The organism is Pseudomonas luteola NBRC 103146 (genome assembly GCF_002091675.1).
Taxonomy (GTDB): domain Bacteria; phylum Pseudomonadota; class Gammaproteobacteria; order Pseudomonadales; family Pseudomonadaceae; genus Chryseomonas; species Chryseomonas luteola.
The window spans coordinates 91,188-115,473 of sequence record NZ_BDAE01000014.1; the positions used below are offsets into that span (position 1 = coordinate 91,188).

At 55.3% G+C, this 24,286-nt stretch carries 18 protein-coding genes and 1 pseudogene; 10 read left to right on the forward strand and 9 right to left on the reverse strand.

All coding sequences use genetic code 11. The features are described 5' to 3' along the window. Positions 1-111 precede the first annotated feature (111 nt). The 8 genes and pseudogenes from PLU01S_RS15665 to PLU01S_RS15700 all read left to right on the forward strand — a co-directional run bounded on the left by PLU01S_RS15665 (position 112) and on the right by PLU01S_RS15700 (position 9,395). Positions 112-939, forward strand: coding sequence for a M48 family metallopeptidase (locus PLU01S_RS15665; protein WP_074828341.1), 828 nt, complete (start codon positions 112-114; stop codon positions 937-939). A 216-nt stretch (positions 940-1,155) separates the two neighbouring features. Beyond that, positions 1,156-1,866, forward strand: coding sequence for a response regulator transcription factor (locus PLU01S_RS15670; protein WP_074828338.1), 711 nt, complete (start codon positions 1,156-1,158; stop codon positions 1,864-1,866). Further along, positions 1,863-3,216: pseudogene (locus tag PLU01S_RS15675) on the forward strand (histidine kinase sensor domain-containing protein). The gene PLU01S_RS15670 and the pseudogene PLU01S_RS15675 overlap by 4 nt, the downstream one beginning before the upstream one ends. A gap of 95 nt (positions 3,217-3,311) precedes the next feature. Continuing rightward, positions 3,312-5,528 carry a TonB-dependent siderophore receptor gene (locus PLU01S_RS15680; RefSeq protein WP_074828336.1) on the forward strand — a complete coding sequence of 739 codons (2,217 nt, stop codon included), beginning with the start codon at positions 3,312-3,314 and terminating at the stop codon, positions 5,526-5,528. Between the two features lie 66 nt (positions 5,529-5,594). Then, positions 5,595-6,515: an ABC transporter substrate-binding protein gene (locus PLU01S_RS15685; protein WP_074828333.1), complete on the forward strand. Its 921-nt coding sequence runs from the start codon at positions 5,595-5,597 to the stop codon at positions 6,513-6,515. Next, on the forward strand, positions 6,512-7,516 hold the full coding sequence (locus PLU01S_RS15690; RefSeq protein ID WP_074828330.1) for a FecCD family ABC transporter permease: 1,005 nt from the start codon (positions 6,512-6,514) through the stop codon (positions 7,514-7,516). Before PLU01S_RS15685 ends, PLU01S_RS15690 begins: the two co-directional genes overlap by 4 nt. After that, entirely contained in the window at positions 7,513-8,574 is a 1,062-nt protein-coding gene (locus tag PLU01S_RS15695; protein ID WP_074828328.1) for a FecCD family ABC transporter permease, read from the forward strand. Before PLU01S_RS15690 ends, PLU01S_RS15695 begins: the two co-directional genes overlap by 4 nt. Then, positions 8,571-9,395 carry an ABC transporter ATP-binding protein gene (locus PLU01S_RS15700; protein ID WP_074828326.1) on the forward strand — a complete coding sequence of 275 codons (825 nt, stop codon included), beginning with the start codon at positions 8,571-8,573 and terminating at the stop codon, positions 9,393-9,395. Before PLU01S_RS15695 ends, PLU01S_RS15700 begins: the two co-directional genes overlap by 4 nt. Before the next feature lie 8 nt (positions 9,396-9,403). Here PLU01S_RS15700 and PLU01S_RS15705 read toward each other — a convergent pair whose 3' ends face one another. Both PLU01S_RS15705 and ppnN read right to left on the reverse strand, forming a co-directional pair. Beyond that, on the reverse strand, positions 9,404-10,423 hold the full coding sequence (locus tag PLU01S_RS15705) for a transporter (RefSeq protein WP_074828324.1): 1,020 nt from the start codon (positions 10,421-10,423) through the stop codon (positions 9,404-9,406). 135 nt (positions 10,424-10,558) lie between these two features. Further along, entirely contained in the window at positions 10,559-11,932 is a 1,374-nt protein-coding gene (gene ppnN / locus PLU01S_RS15710) for a nucleotide 5'-monophosphate nucleosidase PpnN (RefSeq protein ID WP_074828321.1), read from the reverse strand. 279 nt (positions 11,933-12,211) lie between these two features. Between ppnN and PLU01S_RS15715 the strand changes: the two genes are divergently transcribed. Together PLU01S_RS15715 and PLU01S_RS15720 are read left to right on the forward strand one after the other, a co-directional pair. Next, the gene (locus PLU01S_RS15715; protein WP_074828318.1) at positions 12,212-14,575 is read left to right on the forward strand and encodes a DNA polymerase II; all 2,364 of its coding nucleotides are present in this window, start codon (positions 12,212-12,214) and stop codon (positions 14,573-14,575) included. Positions 14,576-14,705: 130 nt separating this feature from the next. Then, positions 14,706-15,323 (forward strand): histidine phosphatase family protein, encoded by a 618-nt coding sequence (locus tag PLU01S_RS15720; RefSeq protein WP_074828315.1) that lies wholly within the window; start codon positions 14,706-14,708, stop codon positions 15,321-15,323. A 324-nt stretch (positions 15,324-15,647) separates the two neighbouring features. On the opposite strand, the gene PLU01S_RS15725 is transcribed toward PLU01S_RS15720, so the two are convergent. The 7 genes from PLU01S_RS15725 to PLU01S_RS15755 form a co-directional block, all read right to left on the reverse strand. Then, positions 15,648-16,445, reverse strand: coding sequence for an undecaprenyl-diphosphate phosphatase (locus PLU01S_RS15725; RefSeq protein WP_074828313.1), 798 nt, complete (start codon positions 16,443-16,445; stop codon positions 15,648-15,650). Between the two features lie 402 nt (positions 16,446-16,847). Then, positions 16,848-17,609, reverse strand: a complete 762-nt coding sequence (locus tag PLU01S_RS15730; RefSeq protein WP_010798953.1) for an ABC transporter ATP-binding protein — start codon at positions 17,607-17,609, stop codon at positions 16,848-16,850. Then, positions 17,606-18,646, reverse strand: a complete 1,041-nt coding sequence (locus PLU01S_RS15735; RefSeq protein ID WP_074828310.1) for a FecCD family ABC transporter permease — start codon at positions 18,644-18,646, stop codon at positions 17,606-17,608. Before PLU01S_RS15735 ends, PLU01S_RS15730 begins: the two co-directional genes overlap by 4 nt. Then, positions 18,643-19,713, reverse strand: a complete 1,071-nt coding sequence (locus PLU01S_RS15740; RefSeq protein ID WP_233432214.1) for an ABC transporter substrate-binding protein — start codon at positions 19,711-19,713, stop codon at positions 18,643-18,645. The genes PLU01S_RS15735 and PLU01S_RS15740 overlap by 4 nt, the downstream gene beginning before the upstream one ends. Before the next feature lie 188 nt (positions 19,714-19,901). Beyond that, on the reverse strand, positions 19,902-21,140 hold the full coding sequence (gene zigA / locus PLU01S_RS15745; protein ID WP_074828305.1) for a zinc metallochaperone GTPase ZigA: 1,239 nt from the start codon (positions 21,138-21,140) through the stop codon (positions 19,902-19,904). After that, the gene (gene dksA, locus PLU01S_RS15750; protein ID WP_074828302.1) at positions 21,124-21,528 is read right to left on the reverse strand and encodes an RNA polymerase-binding protein DksA; all 405 of its coding nucleotides are present in this window, start codon (positions 21,526-21,528) and stop codon (positions 21,124-21,126) included. Before dksA ends, zigA begins: the two co-directional genes overlap by 17 nt. 195 nt (positions 21,529-21,723) lie before the next feature. Beyond that, the gene (locus PLU01S_RS15755; RefSeq protein ID WP_074828298.1) at positions 21,724-24,174 is read right to left on the reverse strand and encodes an EAL domain-containing protein; all 2,451 of its coding nucleotides are present in this window, start codon (positions 24,172-24,174) and stop codon (positions 21,724-21,726) included. Positions 24,175-24,286 lie beyond the last annotated feature (112 nt).

Sequence of the window (24,286 nt, forward strand, 5' to 3'; positions counted from 1 at the left end):
ATATGTTTCTAGAATTTAAATCGATTACACTAACGCACCAGCCATAGGCTGTTTTTGATTCATTTATCGTGCTGACAAGCAGGTCGGCTCAACATACGCTAGGGAAAGCATATGCGTCGTGTCTTATTCATAACGGGTCTTTCGTTTTCGCTTTTTCTTACTGGCTGCCAAGTAGTCAATACAACCAGTGGCGGAGCAGTAGGGGTCGAGCGTAAGCAATACATGTTCAGCATGCTGTCTGCCCAGCAGGTTGATCGGATGTACGCAGAGTCGTATTCCAGTTCAGTCAACAAGGCCAAATCATCCGGTGCGCTCGCCAACGAGACAGCAGAGGGCAAGCGTGTCCGTACGATTGCCAAGCGGCTGATCGATAGGGTTAGCTACTTCCGTCCCGATGCTGCTGCCTGGGATTGGCAGGTCAACTTGGTCAAAAATGATGAACTCAATGCCAACTGCGGTCCGGGCGGCAAGATCTTTGTTTATACCGGTCTGATCCAACAGCTAAAACTTACCGATGATGAGCTTGCAGCGGTAATGGGGCATGAAATTGCCCATGCGCTCCGTGAGCACAGCAGGGAAAAAATGTCTCGGGCGTATGCATTGCAACTAGGCCAAAGCCTTGGTGGCGCCTTGCTGGGCCTCAACCAATCGTCAATGCAAATTGCGAATAAGGTAACGGAAGTTGGTTTATCTCTCCCGTTCAGTCGATCAAATGAAAACGAAGCAGATCTGATTGGCCTGGAGTTGGCTGCCCGGGCGGGCTATAACCCCAATGCGGCGTTGAGCCTCTGGCAGAAATTTGCACAAGCCTCAGCCAGGATGGGCAATAAGACACCTGAGCTTCTGAGCACGCATCCCTCTGATGAGAGCCGCATGGCCTCGATTCAAGCAGCCGTCCCCAAGGTGATGCCCTTGTACCAAGCCAGCCGCAAGTCTTGAGTTCGATCTTTATCCATGGCTTATATGGATAAGGATATGCACTGCGATATCCTTATTCAGGCGATTTTAAGACATTAATTAAGATCCGCCCGGGTATCTTAACGAGCAGCAATACCCTTCTTCTGCTTTCGAGTTAACATCAGTGTTAACACCTGTCTACGTGAAAAAAGCCTCGGACGGGTACTTTTAAAACCCTTTGGCTGTTCCCCAAACGCTATGAATTCCTTTGTTTCCCTGCTCAATATTCTTGTCGTTGAAGACGATCCGGTGTTGGGTATGCACCTGCAGGCTCAGCTATCGGCGAGGGGATATGCGGTAGTGCTATGCAGTGATGCCTGTCGAGTCGCCACACTGTTGAAAGAACAGGTGTTCGATCTGGTAGTATTGGATATTCTGTTACCCAATGGCAATGGGCTTCACCTACTGGAGCAGATTCGTTCCTATAGTGCCGTGCCGGTTATCCTGGTCTCGGCGCTGGGTAGCGAGTCTGATCGTATCGTCGGCTTTCAAAAGGGAGCAGATGATTATCTACCCAAGCCCTTTAGCATGGCGGAGCTGGATGTGCGAATCGGAGCGCTGCTCCGGCGCATCGCGTTTGAGCGCTCGGCCATGGAGACAGCGCCAACCGTGCAGGGAGAGCTGTACTTCGATCTTATCCGGACCGATGTGGTTTATAAGGGGCAATGGGCGGAACTGACCACAACGGAATTTCGTATTCTCGAGCTATTGAACCGGCACGCTGGAGAGGTACTCAGCAAACCAGTGTTGTATCAGGAAGCTCTGCAACGTGCCTACTCACGCTACGATCGTAGTCTTGACATGCATGTCAGCCATATTCGCCGCAAGCTCCAGAGCATTGATTACTCGGCTTGCGAAGTTCGTACAGCCTGGGGGAAAGGCTACGTGCTGGTGTGTTCGTCTTCATGATACGACTCCCGTATCGGCATTCCCTGTTCTGGAAGCTGTCTGGTCTTACCATCGCCGCCTGTCTGGTCATCGTCTGGCTGAGCTTAAGCTGGGGACGCAGCATGGAGCACAGTCATTACGAACTGGCACAAGCCGATAAAGAGGAACTGCTGAATTATGCTGCTTCCGTTGAACAGGCATGGAGGACACAAGGCAAGGAGGGCGTTGAAACTGCATTACGACGTATCCGAGAGGGAGAACAGGTTTGGGCTGTAGCAGTTGATCGTCTTTATCAGCCGTTAGGTCAGCGCGCTCTGACGCCTGGTGATGCCGATCGGTTCAGCTTTATGCGCCGTCTGGATTGGCCGTTGAGTGGCCGTGCTACCGAATTGCCTGTAATGGATATTCCATTTCCTCAACATCCTGCAGCGGGCCGTCTGGCAATGGAATTGCCCGAGCGCATGTGGTCCGGCAAGCCTTCCGTTCTGGGCCGTCTGGTGATCCATGGGCTGTTTCCCATGGCTACCATGTTTCTGTTATGTATTCTGCTCTATCGTCAGCTCATGGTGCCTTTGAGATGGCTCCAAGAGCAGGCATCCTCTGCTTGTCGCTCAGGCAGAAAGCCTACAATCGGCGTAAGCGCTCGCAGCGATGAGCTGGGTGAGCTGGGACGCGCCTTTGATCACATGGCGGAGCGGCTGGAAGGTCATGTCGACTACCAGCAACGACTTCTGCGAGATATGTCCCATGAGCTGCGCACACCGCTGTCACGGCTGCGTGTGCTGTGCGAGTCCTCCGAGGATGCGAATACGTTGCGTGCCCGCCTTGAGCGTGAGTTAGCCGGTATGCAGGAGCTGGTCGAGACCACACTGGAGCTGGCCTGGCTGGATACGGATAGACCCTCGCTGCTATGCGAGCCGATCAACATGCAGTCGCTCTGGAATATCCTCATTGAGGATGCCTGTTTCGAGACGGGTTGGTCACGAGACGCTTTTGTATATCGCTTACCAGACAATTGCTGTGTACAGGCTCATTTGAATAGTCTGGCCCGTGCCCTGGAAAACCTTTTGCGCAACGCGATTCGTCACTCACCGGAAGGAGGAGATGTGATTCTGGGGGGGGCATTGTGAGGGCAGCGAGTGGTTGCTGTGGATACAAGACCAAGGTCCAGGGGTTGCAGAAGGTGCGCTCGACTACATCTTCGAGCCGTTTACCCGGCTCAATGGTGCCCGGCCTGGCGGTGACGGATTCGGCCTGGGTCTTTCCATCGCCCGATCGGCACTGATGATTCAGGGCGGAGCTATCTGGGCTGAAAACTGCAATCCAGGGCTTCGTGTGACCGTGCGCTTGCCTGCTGCTGAAATTGTATAGATTGTAAAAAAGCTTTCTTCTCAAATGGGAATGAATAGCATTTGCGCCAACTTTGGAGCGGTCTCGTTTCGAGATTTGTAAAACAGGAGTTGGTCATGCTGCGTATTCCTCATTCATCCACGCGACTGAGCATCGTACTGTGTGGGGCTCTTGCCAGTCATTCCGGCCTTGCGCTTGCCCAGTATGGCTCCAGCGAGCCGGTTGAGATGGAAGCTACCACGGTTATGGGTACCGCCGAGGAAGAGGCCAGGCAGGCCTTGGGTTCCTCAGTGATTACTGCAGAGGATATTGCCAGGCAACCACCGGCCAATGATCTGTCGGAGATTATTCGGCGCCAGCCCGGTGTCAATCTCACAGGCAACAGTGCCAGTGGCGCGCGCGGTAACAATCGGCAAATCGACTTGCGAGGTATGGGGCCTGAGAACACGCTGATTCTGATCGATGGCCTGCCCAGTACCTCCCGAAATGCCGTCCGCTATGGTTGGGACGGTGACCGTGATACGCGGGGTGAGACGAACTGGGTTCCAGCTGAAGAAGTCGAGCGTATCGAAATCCTGCGTGGCCCGGCGGCGGCCCGTTATGGCTCCGGTGCCATGGGTGGGGTCATCAACATCATTACCAAGCGTCCTACGGAGCAATGGCATGGCTCGATGACGTTTTATGCCCTGGAACCCGAAAGCGGCGATGAAGGCAACGGACGCCGTGCCAATTTCAACCTGAGCGGTCCGCTGACGGAAGCTCTGGCATTTCGAGTCTATGGCAATATCGCCAGGACTGATGCAGATGCTTTGAGCATCAATGAAGGACATCAGACCTCGGAAGGCAGTGTCACGGCGGGTCGGGAAGGCGTACGCAACAAGGACATCAATGCTCTACTCAGTTGGCAACTTGATCCGCAGCAAGTCCTCGATTTTGAAACTTCCTACAGCCGCCAGGGCAACATTTATGCCGGCGACACGATGCTCAATAACTCTGGCGGCAACGATGCCTTTGTTCGAAGTCTGTACGGCCATGAAACCAATGTATTGCAGCGCTCCAGCTTTACGTTGAAGCATAAGGGAACGTGGGATTGGGGTAATTCCACACTGGGCCTTTCCTATGATTACACCCGCAACTGGCGTCTGAACGAGGGACTTTCAGGCCGTACAGAGGGTGGGCCAAGTGAAGGGGATGGCGCGTTTATGTCGCGCCTGCGCAATACCCGCGCCTTTGGCAATCTTGATCTGCCTATCGACAGCGCAATGCCTCAGGTCTTAACCATTGGCGCCGAGTATTTACACGAGTCGCTAAGTGACCCTGGTTCTCTGCGTGCTCAGTCTTCTGATCCTGAGCCTGGCCAGATAGCAGGTTTTGATCGCACCCAGACCAAGACGACAGCCAACAGCTACGCCTTTTATGTTGAAGATAATGTGCAGGTTACAGACCGGACGGTGCTGACCCCTGGACTACGCTTCGATGACCATCAGACCTATGGTGATAATTGGAGCCCAAGTCTTAACTTGTCCCATGAGATCACGGACCGACTGACGTTCAAGGGTGGGATTGCGCGTGCTTACAAAACACCGAATCTGTATCAGAGCAATCCAAACTATCTTCTGTACAGCCGTGGTAACGGCTGTACAGCGATTACGTCTGGAAACGGAGGCTGCTATCTGGTCGGTAACGAAAACTTAAAGCCTGAAATCAGCATCAATAAGGAGCTGGGTCTGGCTTATGATGTCGGAACATGGAGAGCCAGTGCGACCTATTTCCGTAACGATTACAAAAACAAAATCGTGGGCGGAAACGAATTTATCTATCGATTGGGCGACACCGGGCCTCGTGTACTGGAGTGGGAGAACACCGGTAAGGCGGTTGTCCAAGGGGTTGAAGGCAACCTGTTCATTCCGCTGACTGATACCGTGGATTGGAACACCAACTTTACCTATATGATCGAATCCAAGGATAAGCAGACAGGCGACCCCTTGAGCATTATTCCCAAATACACCATCAACAGTACGCTGGACTGGTACGTCACTGAAAAACTCTCTGCACAGCTTAATGTTACCCATTATGGAAAGCAGGAGGCTCCTTCATACTCTCGGCGTACCAATAAGGATTATGAGGCTGCTGCCCAGAAGGACATTGATCCGTATACGTTGGTAGGCGTCAGCAGTGGTTATGAGTTCAACGAGCATTACAAAGTGCGTTTTGGTGTGAATAATCTGTTCGACAAGCGCATCTATCGAGAGGGCAACGCTTCGAGCGCCGGTGCGGTTACATACAACGAGCCGGGTCGTGCGTATTTTGCTTCCTTTACCGCCTCGTTTTAATGTTATTTACTTGGGCCGCCTGGCTAACCCGCTGCCCGTGCCGTATTTCTATTGTGGAGTTGTGTCATGAAGCGTGTTGATTCCAGTATTTTCCGTCTTAGCGTTCTTTTATGCAGTCTCGTGCTAACTACCACGGCAGGTTCAGCTTTGGCGGCTACTGTTTCCACTGCCCACGGCGAGCTGAAAACCCCGGATACACCTAAGCGGGTCGTGGTGCTGGATGAGGCGGCTATGGATACCGCGCTGGCAGTAGGTATTAAACCAGTCGCTACGCTGGCGAGTCGTGGTGGCACCAGCGTATCAAACTATCTGCAGGATCAGGCGGGGCAGCCCGCTATCGTGGGTACGGCTCGTGAAATTAATCTGGAAGCAGTTTTCAACCAGAAGCCGGACCTTATCCTGGCGCGACAGGATTTACCGCAAGAACAATATGCCAAACTTAGCCTGATTGCTCCGACGGTAGTACCAAAAGGAGGGGAGTCGTTAGCTGACTGGCGAGCCAACGCAGAGCTTTATGCCCAGGCGCTCAACCGTAGTGATGAATTGAAAAAGCAGTTCGATCAGATAGACCAGCGTGTTGTCAAATTGAAGACGCAAGTCAAACCAGGGCAAGTGTTGTCGGTCGTTCGTTGGAATCCACAGGGACCGATGGTCATGTCGAGCCATCTCTTTGCAGGCCAGTTACTGGAGCAACTAGGCTTTGCCAGTACGCAACTGGCCTCAGAGCTCAAAGATCGTCCTCATAGCGATATCTTGAGCCTTGAGAACCTGTCCAGCGCTGATGGAGACTGGATTTTCCTGGCCACCTTGAATGAGAAAGGTGATGAGGCCTTGGAGGCTGCTCGCAAGCAGCCTGCCTTTACTCGCTTGAAGGCCGTTCAGGCGAAGCAGGTGGCCACGGTTGATGGGCAGGTGTGGAGCAGCGGGTCAGGTCCGCTGGCTGCTGAGCATGTACTGGATGACGTGGAGCGTATCGTTCTCAAATGAAGGTGTCCGCTTCGCCTCGTTTGGATGTTCCGCTTATTGCCTGTTGTCTAACGCTGCTGGTGATTCTGCTCACCAGCTTGCTGCTTGGTGCCGGGGAGGTTTCCGTGCTCCGTAGCATCAATGTCTTGCTTGGGGGTGGGGACGATGAAGCTCGCTTTGTTGTCCTCGAGCTGCGTGGGGCGCGCACGTTATTGGGACTTCTTGTAGGTATGGCCCTTGGCGTTGGTGGAGCCGTTTTGCAAACGGCAACCCGCAATCCGCTTGCGGAGCCCGGACTCCTGGGTGTCAGCGCTGGTGCATCCTTTGCCATGGTGGTTGCCATTGCGCTCGGCGCCAGCGCAGCTACTGTCAATCTTGGCATGGCCATTACTGGAGCCATGCTTGGATGCCTGCTCGTTGTGGCGGTGACTCAAGTGCGCGGATTTGACGCCGACCCTGTTCGCTTGATCCTGGCGGGAATGGCGCTCACAGGAATTCTGGGCGCCGCCAGTACCTTACTGCTCCTGTATGACCAGCGTACTGCCGATGAAATTCGGTTTTGGGTCATTGGCGCCTTGGCAGGCAGGCCCGCAAATACCCTGTCCTGGGCGCTGCCGGGCACACTGGCAGGCCTGTTGGTCGTGGCCCCTTTGGTCAGACCCCTGGCCGCCTTGAGCTTGGGAGAGCGTATGGCCATTGGATTAGGGCATCACCCTCAATTGACCCGATTGATCGCACTACTAGGCGTTGCCATTTTAGTAGGGACTGCCACTGCAGTAGCTGGGCCTATTGGCTTTGTCGGATTGGTTGTGCCGTTCCTGGCGCGGAGAATGGTCGGGCCTGATGTCCGCCGTGTCCTTCCATTATCACTTGTCCTGGGGCCCGCGGTGCTGCTATTGGCTGATATCTTGTCGCGCCTTTTGGTCAAACCTTACGAGCTTCCCATTGGTGTTGTGACTGCCTTCATCGGTGCGCCAATCCTGATGATAGTCGTCCGTCAACATCGCCTGCCTTCCCTATGACCAAACCTTTTTCATCTCCAGTTACAGCTCGGTTTTGGTGGCTACAGGCAGGCCGTCAGGTGAGTGTACTCGTCTCGCGGAGAGGCAGTGTCGTTGCGCTGTGCCTGGCGGTGCTGTTGATCCTCATGAGCGGTATCAGCCTGGCGTATGGCGTAACCGGGCTTAATCCCTGGCTGGCGCTGAAGGCTGTCATCGGGCACGGCGATCCCATGCATTTATTTTTGATTCAAGAGCTTCGCTTTCCCCGGCTCCTGGCTGGACTTTTGACAGGGGCCGCATTCGGGTTGGGAGGGTGCATGTTACAAACCCTGGCACGTAATCGGCTTGCAACGCCCGGGGTTATTGGTATCGACAATGGTGCAACGGCCTTTGCTGTCGCTTCCATCGTTGCTGTCTCGACAAGCCTTGCGCCGTCGGTTCTTGCTTTGAGTGGTGCTGCAACTGCGGCGGCCATGGCGTTTGCCTTGGGCGGTGGTGCTGGCGCACGTGGGTATCGCTTCATTGTTGTTGGAATCGGAGTTGGTGCATTGTTTGGCGCCTTGACCAATCTGATGCTGGCACGTTCGTCCATCGATGCGGCCAACCAGGCCTATCCCTGGACGGTTGGCAGTCTTAACGCACGCTCCCCAGCCTCGGTTCAACTATTGGCTATTGGTTTGCTGATAGGTTTACCGCTAGCCAAGATCTTGGGACGCACCCTAGAGGTTCTCAGGTTTTCCGATTCGGTCGCCATCGGGCTGGGCGTGCGTATACGCCTGGCCCGGGTACAGATCCTTATGCTAACTGTTCTGCTCACGGCGTTAGCGGTCGCGGTTGCCGGTCCTGTTGGGCTTATCGCCTTGCTGGCACCCGAAGCGGCCCGCTATCTGGTCGGACAGCGCGGTGTCCCTATCGTGACCTCTGCATTAGCAGGAGCCCTTCTGATGATCCTGGCAGACTGGGTGGGAAGAGCCTGGTTTGCTCCTATTGAAATTCCAGTAGGTGTAGTGACTGCTGTCATCGGCGGACCTTACCTGCTCTGGATTTTATTGCGTCAACCTGTCCGGAAGTCGTTATGAGTAGTACTGTTTCACCGTTGCTGATAGCGACTAATGAGCATTCGGTTATTTTGGAGACCCGTCTTCTCGAGCTTTCTCATGGTCAGACGACTATTATCAATGGGCTTAATCTTAGGATCCAGCCGGGGCGGGTCACCGCTATTGTAGGGCCCAATGGGTGCGGGAAGTCTACGCTTCTGGCGGGTCTTGCTCGACTGCTCAAGCCGCGTGCGGGTGCGGTTCTACTCGATGGGAAGGTCATTGGTGAGCTGCCTTCCCGGCAGGTTGCCCGACAGCTTGCACTGCTGCCCCAGGATGCCAGCGCACCGGATGGATTGACCGTATCTGACCTAATCCGCTTTGGCCGGCAGCCTCATCAGGGCTTGCTAAGGCAATGGTCTACAGATGACGAAGCTGTTGTTGATGCGGCATTAAAAGCAGCGGATCTGATTGAACTGGCCGAGCGGCCGCTTGATTCGATGTCGGGTGGGCAGCGCCAGCGTGCCTGGATTGCCATGGCCATTGCTCAGCAGACGCCGCTACTCCTGCTTGATGAGCCAACCTCTGCATTGGACCTTGGGCATCAACTGGAGGTATTTGAGCTGATTCGCATGCTGGCCAATGCGGGCAAGACGGTGGTCATGGTGGTACATGACCTCTCTCAGGCCTGCCGCTACGCCGATCATCTGGTCGCCATGCAGTCTGGTCGTATTATTGCTGAAGGTGTCCCGGCCGACATTGTCACCCCTGAGCTTGTTGAGACCTTGTATGGCGTCCGCTGTGTTCTATTGAAGGATCCGGTTAGCGGAACACCTTTGATCGCCGGGGTCAGCCCGCGCTAATGGGACGCTCAATAGTCGTTTCTTTTCCTGAAGGCCCAGCGTCCTGCCAATAAGGTAAAGCTGGCAACCAGGATGACCAATATCCAGAAGCCGTGAGGCGCATCGGCGAGGGGGATGCCGCCCACGTTCATTCCAAAGAAACCTGCCACGATATTGATCGGCAAGGCCAGCACCGTGACCAGTGTCAGGGTGAAAAGGGTGCGGCTGGTTTGTTCGTTGATCTGTGCGGCGATTTCTTCCTGAATGAGTTTGATCCGCTCAATCAGCACGGCCAAGTCGCTGATAACCAGTGAAAACTCGTCGGTCGCTGCCCGTAGCTCCCTTACATCCTCCTCCATGAGAAAGCGCGGCGGGCGATTGAGCAGCCGCATCAGGGAGTTGGGTTCTAGGGCCAGCAGGCGTTGGATTCGCACCAGGGTACGACGCATGTTGCCAAGCTCGGCGCGGTTGTCGGCAAGTCGGGTAGAAAGTAGGCGGTCTTCGATACGATCAACACTCAGGTTGGTTTCTCGAACGATCTGGGTAAGTACCTCTTCTTGGTCACGCAGCAGGTGGATCAGGAGTTCCAGCGGGGAGCGAAAGCCCTCGCCCTTCTTGACCGCCGCGCGCAGGCGGTCCACCGAACGAAGCGGTTGATGCCGTACACTGATCAGCATGCGCCGGTTGGCACAGACATACAGCGTGGCTACATCATAGGCAGCCTGTCCGAAGTTCAGGACGACATCGTTGACAACCGCGAGCAGGGTTGCATCGACATGTTCAAGACGAGTAGAGCGTGACCCTTCACTCAGGATTTCAAAAAAGTAGTCGGGCAGATCCAGGTGGGTCATCATCCAGCGTTTGCAAGCGGCATGGGCCAGGTTCAGATGCAACCAGACAAACTCGTCTCGTTCCTCTAGTCGCTCAAGTGCCTCTGTTACTCGAAGTGTGTCGATCTGTTCGCCAGGCTCGCCGGGGCGGAATATGAATCCATAAAGGATTCCGGAAAGGTCAGAGTATTGCACGCCTGAAAGCAGCGATTGATCCATGCCAGCCCAAAACGGAGGAGTAATAAATCGCTGAGTAAAACCAAAGAATATGACAAAAGGATGACGGGTGAGCGGATGTGGAACATCCTGTTGTTCGAGGACTGGGAGAGCATGGGCTGCTCTCCCAGATCTGGCTCAGGTGACGACACGGTAGCAGGGTACATAGGGCGCGCCACCGGGCAGCTTCATCCGATGCTGGTCCACAAAGGCCTGCAACAGATGATCCAGCGGTTTCATGATGGCCGGGTCACCATGAATTGTGTAGGGACCGTATTGCTCGATCAGCCGGATACCCTTGTCCTTGACGTTACCTGCCACAATGCCTGAGAACGCCCGACGCAGATTGGCGGCCAGCTCATGGGGCGGCACCTCGCGGCTCAAGGTGAGGCTCGCCATATTTTCATGGGTTGGATCGAAGGGGCGCTGGAAGCTCTCTTCAATCTTGAGCATCCAGTTGAAGTGAAAGGCATCGTTACGCTCGCGACGGAACTGTTTGACGGCCTTGAGGCCTTTGGCCATTTCACGCGCCACTTCAGAGGGATCATCGATGATGATCTTGTAATGCTTTTGCGCCGCTTCGCCCAATGTGGCGCCAATGAAGGCATGTAGCTGTTCCAGGTACGGTGCAGCGCTGCTTGGGCCGGTCAGGATCACCGGGAAAGGCAGACCGGCATTTTCGGGGTGCATGAGAATCCCGAGCAGGTAGAGAAACTCTTCCGCCGTGCCTGCTCCACCTGGAAAGATGATGATGCCGTGGCCAACCCGTACGAAAGCCTCCAGACGCTTTTCAATGTCCGGCAGGATCACGAGTTCGTTAACGATCGGGTTGGGGGCTTCGGCGGCAATGATGCCTGGCTCGGTCAGACCCAGATAGCGACCGCCCGAGATCCGCTGCTTGGCATGGGCAATCGTGGCGCCTTTCATTGGGCCTTTCATCACGCCCGGGCCGCAACCGGTACAGATATCGAGGCTGCGTAGGCCCAATTCATGACCGACCCGCTTGGTGTACTTATATTCCTCGGTGCTGATTGAATGGCCGCCCCAACAGACAACCATCTTAGGCTCTACACCGGGTCGCAGGGTGCGGGCATTACGTAGCAGGTGGAATACGTAATCGGTAATGCCTTGCGAGGTATTCAGGTCGATCCGAACGCTTTCCAGCTCGCTTTCGGTGTAGACGATATCCCGTAGTGCACTGAACAGCATCTCACGAGTGCTGGCAATCATTTCGCCGTCGACGAAGGCATCTGCCGGTGCGTTGATCAGTTCCAGCCGTACGCCTCGATCCTGCTGATGGATGCGAACCTCAAAATCCTGATAGGCCTCAAGAATAGTCTTGGCATTATCACTGTGGGCGCCCGTGTTAAGGATCGCCAGGGCGCATTGGCGGAACAGGGTGTAGACGCTTCCTGAACCGGCAGTACTCAGTTGTTGTACTTCGCGTTGCGAAAGTGTTTCCAGGCTCCCCTTGGGGCTGACGGAGGCATTGATAACGTGTCTTGGAGCCATGCTTGATTCCTTATGACGAATACCACCACGCTAACGCGTGTAACATCAGGATGATGATCGCCGAGGCGATCGTGTAGTGCAGAGTGTTCTCTTCGGTACTGACCACCGGCGAGCTGTGAAATCACAGCAATTTGTATCATTGGCTTCTCCCTGACGCGAAAAGATTCCCAACGCAAGTGGCGCATGTATCCCACTCTATCCCTTGTTCACGTGAGTTACCAATACAGGCATGACGCGGCAACTGGGTAGAATGCGGCGGTTAGTACTGAGGAAGTAGCGGTGGATCTACAACAGGGTTTCGTCCTGACCCGCCATTGGCGTGATACAGCGGCCGGTACGGAAGTAGAGTTCTGGTTGGCGACCGATGAGGGACCACGGCGGGTACGCCTGGCCATGCAGCGTTCCGTGGCGTTTGTGCCGCTGGAACAGGTTGAGCCGATTCGTCGACTGATTGAGCACGAGCGGGAGGTGGAACTGCGCCCGCTGGCGCTGTCTGATTTTCGTCATCGGCCAGTCCTGGGGCTTTATTGTCACCAGCATCGACAGCTGATCCAGCTGGCCAGACAGATCAAGGACGCCGGGCTGGATATCTACGAAACGGATATCCGGCCACCCGAGCGATATCTGATGGAGCGCTTCATTACAGCACCTGTCTGGTTCACCGGTACTCCTGACGCGCACGGCGCAGTCCTGCAGGCCCAGCTCAAGCCCGCGCCTGACTACCGACCGCATTTAAAACTGGTCTCCCTGGATATCGAAACCAACGAACGAGGCGATCTGTATTGCATAGGTCTGCACGGGTGTGGCCAGCGGCAGGTCTATATGCTCGGACCCGCCAACGGTGACACCGAGGCCGTTGATTTCTGTCTGGAATACTGCCAGACACGTGCCGAGCTGATTGAGCGGCTCAATGGCTGGCTCACCTTGCATGATCCCGACGCCATTATTGGGTGGAACCTCGTACAGTTCGACCTACGCATCCTGCGGGAACATGCGCAACGCTTCGGAATGCCACTCATGCTGGGGCGTGGCAACGAGGCCGTCGAATGGAGGGAGCAGGGGAGCGAGCATAGGCACTATTTCGTATCAGCACCGGGACGGTTGATACTCGATGGAATTGAAGCGTTGCGTTCAGCTACGTGGTCCTTTTCCTCATTCAGCCTGGAGAATGTTGCCCAGAGCCTCTTGGGCGAAGGCAAGGCCATCGATAATCCCTATCAACGGATGGCATCGATCAATCGCATGTTCGCGCAGGATAAACCTTCGCTTGCACGCTACAACCTCAAGGACTGCGAGCTGGTTACCCGCATCTTTGAAAAGACGGAGCTTCTGCCTTTCCTGTTGGAGCGAGCCAGCGTAACGGGCCTGCCGGTAGACCGTAGCGGGGGTTCGGTGGCAGCTTTCACGCACCTTTACCTGCCACTCATGCACCGGCAGGGTTTCGTGGCGCCCAATCTAGGCGAAAAGGTGCCGGAGGCGAGCCCGGGAGGGTTCGTCATGAACTCGCGGCCCGGGCTGTATGATTCTGTGCTCGTACTGGATTATAAAAGCCTGTATCCGTCGATTATTCGGACCTTTCTGATTGACCCGGTGGGGCTGATCGAGGGGCTGCGCCAACCCGGCGATGACTACGCTGTCCCTGGTTTCAAGGGTGCGCACTTTTCCCGCACCCGGCATTGTCTGCCCGCGATGGTGGAGCGTGTGTGGGAAGGGCGTGAGGCGGCCAAGCGGGAACAGAACAAGGCGCTTTCCCAAGCGCTGAAGATCATCATGAATGCGTTTTACGGTGTATTGGGATCAAGCGGCTGTCGATTTTTCGATACCCGTCTTGCGTCATCAATCACGATGCGCGGGCATGAAATCATGCACCAGACGCGCGAGCTGATCGAGGCCCAGGGGTATACCGTCATCTACGGCGATACCGATTCGACCTTTGTCTGGCTCGGTCGTCCCCATGCCGAGGCCGAGGCTCAGCAGATAGGTCGGTCTCTTGTCCAACTCATCAATCGTTGGTGGCGCGAGCATCTACAGGAGACCTACGGCCTGGCCAGCGCCCTTGAGCTGCAGTTCGAGTCGCACTTCCATCGGTTTCTCATGCCCACCATTCGCGGTGCTGAAGAGGGCAGTAAAAAACGCTATGCGGGGTTGGTAAAAGGCGCTGACGGTACGGACGAGATGGTCTTTAAAGGGCTCGAAACGGTACGCACCGACTGGTCGCCATTGGCCCAGCGCTTTCAGCGGGAGCTTTATCTACGCATCTTCAATGCCGAGCCCTACCAGGATTACGTCCAGCGCTATGTCAGCCAGACCCTCTCAGGCGAACTGGACGAGCTGCTGGTCTATCGTAAGCGCCTGCGCCGTCGCCTGGATGACTACCAGCGCAATGTGCCACCGCATGTACGAGCGGCCCGCATGGCAGATGCTTACAACGACGAAAAAGGTCGACCGAGGCAGTACCAGAACGGCGGATGGATCAGTTACCTGATGACGAAAGCCGGCCCGGAACCGCTCGAAGCGCGTCGATCGCCGGTGGATTATGACCATTACATCGAGCGCCAGCTCAAGCCCATCGCTGACGCTATCCTGCCTTTCGTGAATGACCGGTTCGCCAGGTTGATCGATGTTCAGCTGGATCTCTTTTGATAGTAGACGCATCCATCAAGCGCTCTTTCAGGCTACCGATACGGCAAGAGGCCATAAGATGTTTATATGAAGAGGTGAAGTGATAGGCTTGTGGTCCCGCCGCTTAACTGATCCGATAAGGAAGCATGTGATGACTGCTCAGGCACCAACGCTCTATGTGATCCGGCATGGAGAGACCGACTGGAACGTTGAGAGTCGCATGCAGGGCCGCCGAGACATACCGCTCAACGCCAAGGGTCGAGAGCAGGCACAGGCGGTGGGGGTTCTGCTCGATTGGCTGTTACCCAGTCCTGGTGCGCTGGACTTCGCTTCAAGTCCTCTGATTCGCGCCCGTGAAACAATGGAGATCGTTCGGGCCCAGCTCACGTTGGCACCCGAGCAGTATCGTGCCGACGAACGCCTTGCTGAGATTTCGTTTGGTACATGGGAGGGGCTTCGTTGGGATGAGATTGAGGGCCGCTATCCTGAGGCCTTTACCCACTGGAGAAAGGACGCCTTTAACTTCCAGTTCGAAGAGGGCGAAAGTTATGCCCAGGCCCTGCTTCGACTGGCTTATTTCCGAGAAGATCTGAAGCAAGACACCGTGCTGGTTGCCCATGCAGGCATTATCCGAACGTTGATGGCGCTATATGGGTGTATTCCATACGAACAGGCGCCACACCTGCTGATTCCGCAAGGGCAGGTACTCATGCTTCGCCCTGAATCCTTCTGCTGGCTAAAGGGAAGTCAGGCTCCCAGCGGCAACTGAGCTCTGCCATCTGCCAATGCTGAGACTAGGGGTTTTAGAACCGTGTCAGCCTATTTCCCGCTCGGTATAGCAAAAGGCTTACACGCTGTGTGCAGGGTTGGCGCTATGGCGTTCCTGTATTGCTCTGTATTCTATGCGCATCACTTGAGCACAGGATGTGCTGCATCAGATCACGGATGATTGATTAGCCAGGATGGCTGCTCTGCAGGATGCAGAGAGAGTGAGTAAAAAACCCCGCTTCGGCGGGGTTTTTGTTTTTGCGCTGAAAACATCTAGTTTTCACCAGGGCAGGCCGCCTGTAGCAGACCGCCCTGTGTGAGTGATTTAGATAAACAAGGCGAACAGCACTGCGCCAAGCACGAGGCGATAGATCACAAATGGAAGCATGCCGATTTTGTCGAGGGCCTTCAGGAACAGCTTGATGCACAGCAATGCTGAGATGAACGACAGCCCGACACCCCAGGCAATATCGACCCATTGTGCATCGGTGCCCGTCTGGATCAGTTCAACGGTCTTGAGTCCCCCGGCAGCCAGGATGAGCGGAATCGACAGCAGGAAGGAAAAACGGGCTGCTGCCTGACGCGTAAAACCAAGCAGTAGCGCTGCGGTCATGGTGATACCGGAGCGTGATGTGCCGGGGATCAGCGCTAGTGCTTGCGCCAGACCAATCACCAGGGCTGATTGCCAACTCAGGCTATCCATGTCCCGGGTACGGCTGCCTTTGGCGTCCGCCCACCACAGGATCAAGCCGAAAACGATGGTGGAGGTCGCGATTACCAAGGCTGCACGGGCATAGCTTTCGATGTAATGCTCCAGCATGAGGCCTGCCAGTGCTGCTGGAATAGTACCGATAATGATCGCCCAGCCAAGCCGGCTTTCCGGGCTCGACTGGCGCGTTACAACTTGGCGGGTCCAGCCCATGGCTGTCGCCAGAACCTCATGACGAAAGGCCAGAACCACCGCAAGAAGGGTTCCTACATGTACGGCCACATCAAAGGCGAGCCCCTGGTCCGGCCAGCCAAAGAGCTGGGAGGGTAGAATCAGGTGTGCGGAGGAGGAGACAGGTAGAAACTCGGTAATCCCTTGAATGAGTGAAAGGATTAATACGTGGAACCATTCCATTAGGTGTCCTTACTGCATAGCGGTAACTGAGTTAAAGCTGGACACTGCTAGCCCTGCGATGCAAACACAGCAGGCAGTTGCCCAAACATGAATTGCATTGGGGGACAAAAATGGGGTTAGTTCCTTTCAAAGCCAATATGATTTTGAGAGTGTGATTCCTTTCACTCAAAAAGATCCCATTTTCAGAATCATCCACAAAGGTTAAACATTTTTTTCACGTAATTTTTACAAGCGATCTAGTAAGGAAGCATTGCCGATTGGGTTGGCGATGGTGACGGTACTGGCTGTATCAGTCGGATAAAGAAGACATACACAGGGTGAGATGGCTGTTGAAACTGGCTATGGTTCGGGCTGACAGGCAGGCGTTATTCCGGCCCCTCGATACTTGAGACGTGGCGCGACTCATATCAGGTATTGAATATGCAGTCTTCCGTGATAGGCGGAGGGGGCTACCTCTGCTCTGACGCCATACACCGAATGGATAAGCTCTGCCGTAAGCACCTCCTGCGGCCGTCCTGAGGCAATGCAGCGGCCTTTGTGTAGAACGGCCAGCGTATCGCAAAACATAGCCGCCAGGTTCAGATCATGGATGGCCAGGACGCAGGTCAGTGGAAGGCGGTGAATCAGTGAAAGCAGCTCGAGCTGATGCTGGATATCCAGATGGTTGGTCGGCTCGTCCAGCAACAGTTCGGTTGGCTCCTGGGCCAGGGCGCGCGCAATCTGTACCCGCTGGCGCTCACCACCGGAAAGCGTGTGCCAACGCTGATGCCGGCTGTTGTGCATGCCAACATGCTGTAGCGCTTGCTCCACCACTTGGTCATCCCTGGCTGTCCAGGGCGAGAGTACCGTTCGGTGAGGCGTTCTGCCCAGACGTACCGTTTCCAGGACCGATAGGTCAGCCTCGGTCGAAGCGTGCTGCTCGACCATAGCGATTCGCCGCGCCACCGTACGGCGAGGCAGGCGGCTTACCGGGTCGTTATCCAGCGTGACGCTGCCGTCCGTAGGGGTGCGCAAGCCTGCCAGCAACCGGAGCAGCGAAGATTTTCCCGACCCATTAGGGCCGATCAGACCTATGACGCCTCCCTTGGGAATTTCCAGCGTTACGCCATCCACCAGCAGGCGACGACTCACCGACCAGGAGACGCGATGTGCAGCCAGGGTCATGGTGATGTCCTCGTACGATACAGGATCAGCGCAAAGGCCGGCGCACCTACCAGCGCGGTCACGACCCCGATAGGCAGGACCTGATGGGGAACCAGTATGCGAGAGACGATATCCGCCAGCACGAGAAAATTGGCACCCAGCAAAATGGATGCGGGCAGAAGTCGAGTGTGCGACGGACCTACCAGAAAGCGTGCGGCATGGGGAATGACCAGGCCTACAAACCCTACCGCGCCTACAAGGCTGACCATCGTAGCGGTAATCAGTGCTGTCAGCGCAAAAAGAATCAGGCGCACGGCGATTACCGGAACACCCAGAGAGGCTGCGGTTTCTTCACCAAACGAGAACGCATCCAGCGTACGGGCGAAAAACAGGCAGGCCACGAGGCCAATGCCGACCGCACCCACGGCCAGGGTGACGTCCGGCCAGCGGATACCGCCCAGACTCCCCAGGAGCCAGAACATCACGCTTCGAGCCTGCTCGGCGTTGGCGGACGTCGACACGATATACGCCGTCAGGGCGTTGAAAAGCTGGGAGCCTGCTACGCCTGCCAGCAAAATGCGGGTCGGTCCACTGTTGAGCTTTGCTGCCAGAAGCAGAACCAGTACGAAGGCCAGCACTGCACCTAGGAATGCCCCAACTGAGAGACTTAGGGTGCCGGCACCTATGCCCAGCAACATAACGACAACCGCTCCGGTAGACGCACCCGCCGAAATGCCCAGCACGTAGGGTTCGGCCAGCGCATTGCGTAGGAGAGCTTGCAGAATCGCACCGCATAATGCCAACCCGGCACCGCAGGATGCAGCGACCAGAGCGCGGCTCAGTCGATATTCCCAGACAATGCCTTGCTGAATTGGGTTAAGTACATAGTCTCCCCAGCCCAGCCCATTGAGGATGGCCTTCAGCGTAATATCGAAGGGAATCTGCATTTCTCCCAGCGATGCCGCCATTAATATCGAAACGCCCAGCGAAACCAGTGACAGCAACGCAAACAGCAGGCGCCAGGGCCTGCCGCGATCATTGGACAGCGGTTGTATCATTGGACTGGCCTGGAGTGAGACGTTTCCAGAGCACTGGAAATCGCCTCGATACCGTCCAGAACGCGCATCGAAGGATTAAGTGACTGCGCATCCACAACGATAATCTGATTATTCCGGACGGCCTTGAGCTGACGTGTTACGGGATCGCTGCGAAGAAAGGCAAGTTTTTTCTCCACATCGTCTGCCGGATAGAGGCGTCTCTCCATCCGCGTGATGACAAGCAGATCCGGATCCTGGGCGGCAATCTGCTCCCAGCTGACGCTGGGCCATTCATCGTTGCTCTGGGTAACGTTATTCAGGCCGAGCACCTCTGAAATATACGCCGGGACACCCTGCTGACCGGCTACCCATGGATCACCTTCCAGGCGTGAGCTGGAAAACCAGTACACGACCGACTGAGGCATATGCTTGTGTTGCCCGGCTTGGGCAATAGCCTGCTTCAAGCGCTCATCCAACTGATGGGCCAGGGCATCCCCGCGCGCCTGGACATCAAAAATACGTGCAAGCTCGTGGATTTCCTGAGCTATTAGATCGAGCGTGAACGGTTTGGTGCGGCTACCGTCGGCATTGGACGTAGCCGTTACCTCTTTCCCCTCGCAATCGCTCGGCGCTATATAGGCAGGGATACCCAGTGACGCCAGCTGTTCGAACGTGGCCACTTCGCCATTCGGACCAACATGGTAGGTGTATTGCGCAGCGACGAAATCCGGCGATGTGTTGGCGACCGCTTCAAAGCTGGGTGCGTTATCAGCAAGCCGAGGAATCTTATCGTTATCGGCCTTGAGGGTGGGCTGAATCGGACCGAACCAGATGCCTGTTCCCACCATACGATCAGCCAGGCCCAGTGAGAGCAACAACTCTGTACTGGCCTGTCCCAGCGTAACGGCTCGCTTGGGCGAATCCGCAAAGGTCAGTGTATGTCCGCAATTGTTCACGGTAAGCGGATAGGTCGTATGGTTTTCAGCCAAGGCAACGCTGGTAAATGAGGTGACTGATACCAGAAGTAATCCCAGCAGTGGAATGAGTCGACGAGCAGGCATCGCCGATTTAACACAAGCAAACCGCATGATATTCCTTGTAAGGGATGACACGTCCCATTAAACGCCCATGATAACCCTCAAGCCGCTATCCATGCTTGAGCCTGAATAACGTAAAGGGTTTAAGGCAGGTTCTACACTCATTCACAACGGTGCGACCAAGTAATGCTCGGCATGAAAGAGCGAAGCACGCTTCTACAATCTACTGTGGTGTCCGATCAGTTGGTTGCCTGATCGTCTGTCCAGTCCCCAAAAGGATCGGGCCAGGTACGCCAGACGTGCGACCCTAGTGCAAACTCCTGATCGGTTAGCAGGCAACAGTCAAGCTCATTCTTCAATAGGTTGAAGTCCACATTCTGACCGATAAACACGAGTTCCTGGCGGCAGTCGCCTACCTCCGGGTTCCAGCAAGCCATGATGCTCTCCAGGCTTTCTTCATCCTGAGGCCAGGACGTTTTAGGGACGAAGCGCCACCATTGGCCCGCCGGGCCATGGCGCATGAGCCCTCCCGCCTGAGACCAGCTACCGGCTACTTCTGGCTTGGAGGCCAGCCAGAAGTATCCTTTGGAGCGAAGCAGTCGGCCGTTATGCCAATCCTGATTCAAAAAGTCGAAGAAACGTTGGGGATGAAAGGGGCGGCGTGCCTTATAGGACGTAGAGGCAATGCCATACTCCTGCGTTTCAGGAATATGCTCGCCACGCATTTCCTTGAGCCAGCCCGGCGCATGTGCGGCGCGTTCAAAATCGAAAAGGCCGGTGTTGAGAATCATGTCCAGTGGGACGTCACCCATTACCATTGAATGAATACGGGCATGGGTATTGAGTCGCTTCAGAATCGCAACGAGTTCTTCGCGTTCGGCCTGGCTGATCAGGTCTATCTTGCTGATCAGAATGACGTCTGCAAACTCTACCTGCTCAATTAGCAAGTCGGTAATGGAGCGCTCATCATCGTCACCCAACGTCTCACCGCGCGAAGCCAGGCTGTCGGCATTCTGGTAATCCTGCAGAAAGTTGACACCATCTACAACGGTGACCAATGTGTCGAGCCGTGCGAGATCGGCAAGACTGGTACCCTGTTCGTCTCGAAAGGTAAACGTCTCGGCAACCGGAAGCGGCTCGGAAATGCCAGTCGACTCGATGAGCAGGTAGTCGAAGCGGCCTTCACGTGCCAAGCGGCTGACTTCTTCAAGCAGGTCTTCACGCAGCGTGCAACAGATGCAGCCGTTGCTCATTTCGATCAGTTTTTCTTCCGCGCGATTGAGGCTGACGTCACGTTGCACTTCGCTTCCGTCGATATTGACTTCGCTCATGTCGTTAACGATGACCGCAACCCGCCGGTTTTCACGGTTTTTAAGGATATGGTTCAGCAAGTTGCTCTTGCCGGCACCCAGAAAGCCGGACAGTACCGTTACAGGCAATGAAGAAAGAGAAGGGGAGGGATCAATCCTGGCGGACATGGCGTTCACGTTGTTCCTGTCGTTGCTTGGCTTCGATACAAAGGGTGGCCGTCGGGCGTAGCAGGAGTCGGCCAAGGCCTATAGGCTCACCCGTTTCCTCGCACCAGCCGTAGGTACCTTGAGCCAAGCGATCGAGAGCGGCGTCGATCTTGTCGATCAGCTTTTTCTGGCGCTCCAGTTGGCGTAGCTGCCATTGCTGCTGCTCTTCCCGGGTGGCGATGTCCGCGGCATCTGCAGAATACTCAAGCGTTCGTAGGGCCTGGAATTCAGCATCGATCTGGCGAGACAACTCTTTCCGTTCGGTCTCCAGCCGCTGTTTGAAAAAAGCCTGTTGGGCTTCACTCATATAGGCTTCTACAGGTTGTGCCATGAGCTCATGCTCGTTCATAAGAAATAACCTATAAATGTTATAACATAACAATACAGGATCGTTTAGGACGAATCAATGCCTCTCCAGCTGTGCCTTTTACGGTAGCGAGATCAGTTAGGCCGAGCTACGCAGCCAGTCTATAAGTGTAACCACGCATCTGAAGGGGATTAAAAGTCAACGTGCCCCAACCGATCCGTTGGGGCAGTGAGAGATTCAGTTGAAATGAACAGGCTTTGTGTCTGCCTGAGGCTCCTCAGGCGCCCATAGTTCGGTAGCCCATTGAGCGCATATCTGACGGGTGAATGGCTGAGGGTGGGAGACGGCATAACCCTGTACATAATCCACCCCGAGCACTTTCAAGGCCTCGATAATGGCGGAAGTCTCTGCAAATTCGGCAATGGTGCGTTTGCCGGTGAGATGACCCAAACGATTGATCACATCAACAGTGGCTCGGTCGACCGGATCTTCCAGCAGGTTTTTCACAAAGCTGCCATCGATCTTGAGATAGTCCACCGGCAAATGTTTGAGGTATGTGAACGAAGACATCCCTGCGCCAAAATCATCTAGAGAGAAGCGAAAACCCAACTCTCTTAGGGTCTCGATAAACGTACGTGCGGCATTGAGGTTGGCTATGGCGTGGGTTTCGGTAATTTCAAAGCAGATCCGGTTGGGCGCAACTGCGTGCAGGGCCAAACGATCCTGAATGTAATCAATCAGGGACATATCGCCCAATGACGAGCCTGACAGATTAATAGCGCATACGCGTAACAGCTCCGGCGGCAAGGTGGCGCAGATAGCAAAGGCCTCGTTGATGACCCAGCGATCCAATAATCCCATGAGGCCGTAGCGTTCGGCAGCAGGAATGAACGCGAACGGGCCTATCAGCGTGCCTTGTTCATCGTGAAGCCGGAGCAGGACCTCGACATGGCGATCATGTGCAGTCTGTGGGCCAACTCCATAGATAGGCTGCGCGTAAAGACAGAAGCGATTCTCATCCAGCGCCTTGTGAATTCGCTGCACCCAGGTCATTTCGCCCTGACGCTGGGTCATTTCCTTATCATCATAGGTGTAGACCTGGATCCGGTTGCGGCCTTTGTCCTTGGCGGCATAGCAGGCAAGATCCGCCATGCGTAGGGCATCTTCACTACTGAGTTCCCGGCCGCCCAGATGGACGATACCGATGCTCAGGCCCACCTTGAAGGATTGGCCTGCTGCCTGGAAGTCCTGACTGCGGGCCAGCAGCCGCAAGCGCTCGGCAAGGGACTCGGCAGCCTCAGGGGTGCAGTTTTCCAGCAATACACCAAACTCATCACCTCCCAGTCTTGCCAACGTGTCGTTGGCATCCAAGAGGCTTTGAAGGGAGGTGCAGAGCTGCAGCAGCAGGCGGTCGCCCTGAAAGTGGCCGGTGGTGTCATTGACGATCTTGAACTGGTCTACATCGAAAAAAAGCAGAGACGCGTGCTTGTCCTGTGTGTTTTCCAGCAGCAGTGTTAGCCGCCGCTCGAACTCGCGTCGGTTAAGCAACCCTGTCAAAGGATCGTGAGCGGCCTGCCATGCCAGCTGATCAAGGTATTCCCGTTCGCGAGTCCGGTCATGCAACACCAGGACAGCGCCCGCCTGTCCATTCACCTGTCCCAATGGAGCGCTGGCAAGGGCAACGGGAAGTGACTTGCCGTTACTGCTGCGCAAGGTGTAGTGCGTGGTTACGTCGCTGGATTGCCATTCGCCTGCAAATAGCCGAGTGCTGACAGGCGCTGGGACTAAGGAGCCACTGTCTTCAGTCTGGATATCCAGTAGCGCATCGACAGGCTTTCCTACAGCCGCTTCCGCTGTATGACCAATCAGGCGCGCCGCGGCCGGATTGAGATATTCCAGACGCCCATTGGCATTGACTGCCATAACGGCATCGACGATAGAGGCGAGGATAATCTGTGCCCGTTCTTTCTCTTTTTGAAGTGCCCGCTCGAACGCGCGGCGCTGCATGACTAGCGTATGCATCCGCCAGGTCGTCAGGCCCACCAGCAGCAGAGCAGTTCCCAAATTGATGAGAAGCAGGACGTGAATGAAGTGACGTGAGGCTTCCCCTAGCACACGAGAAAAGGCAATGGTTTCCGGCAGCATACGGTTATGCAGCATGAGCAATTGTTGCTTCCAGTGCTCACGGTCTCGCAGCGACGCGTCCGCTGAGCGGGCGTATACCGTTTGAGCCAAAGCCTGAAGCTCATCCATATGAGGATCGGTCACATGCCAATGATTGATAACTTGCCGAAGTGGATCGACAGTATGAGCCCAGCGAAACAGGCGGATCATACCCGGCATGTCAGCAGGGTGATTGCCCGCCGCAACCAGCAGTCTATAAGCCTCTTCAGGATTGCCACGTGCCGCTAGCAGGTCACGCGCCTGCCGATCGAGCTGATTGACCTTGAAGTAGTCCAGAAACATCTGGTAGTGGCTCGGCTCGCCCGTATCGATGTAAGTGTTCAACGCCAGCATGGCGTTGCCCAGGCTTTTGCTCCATAAGCTCTCAGCCGTCACATAGCCTCTGACAGTCGACAGCAGATTCAGACTGGCAACAGCCACCAGCGCCTGCAGGCAGACGATAAAGATGAAGGGCCATACGACTCGATGAGTACGTTGGCTGGTGGCTTTCGAACGTTTGAACATGAAACCTTTCCAGCAATGCCATAAGTGGCAGTTTGATGAAAAGGTATCGGCGGAAGGTGCGTTTAACTGTTGCCGGATTTACGGGTTTTTACAAAAAAAAGCGAACCGCTGG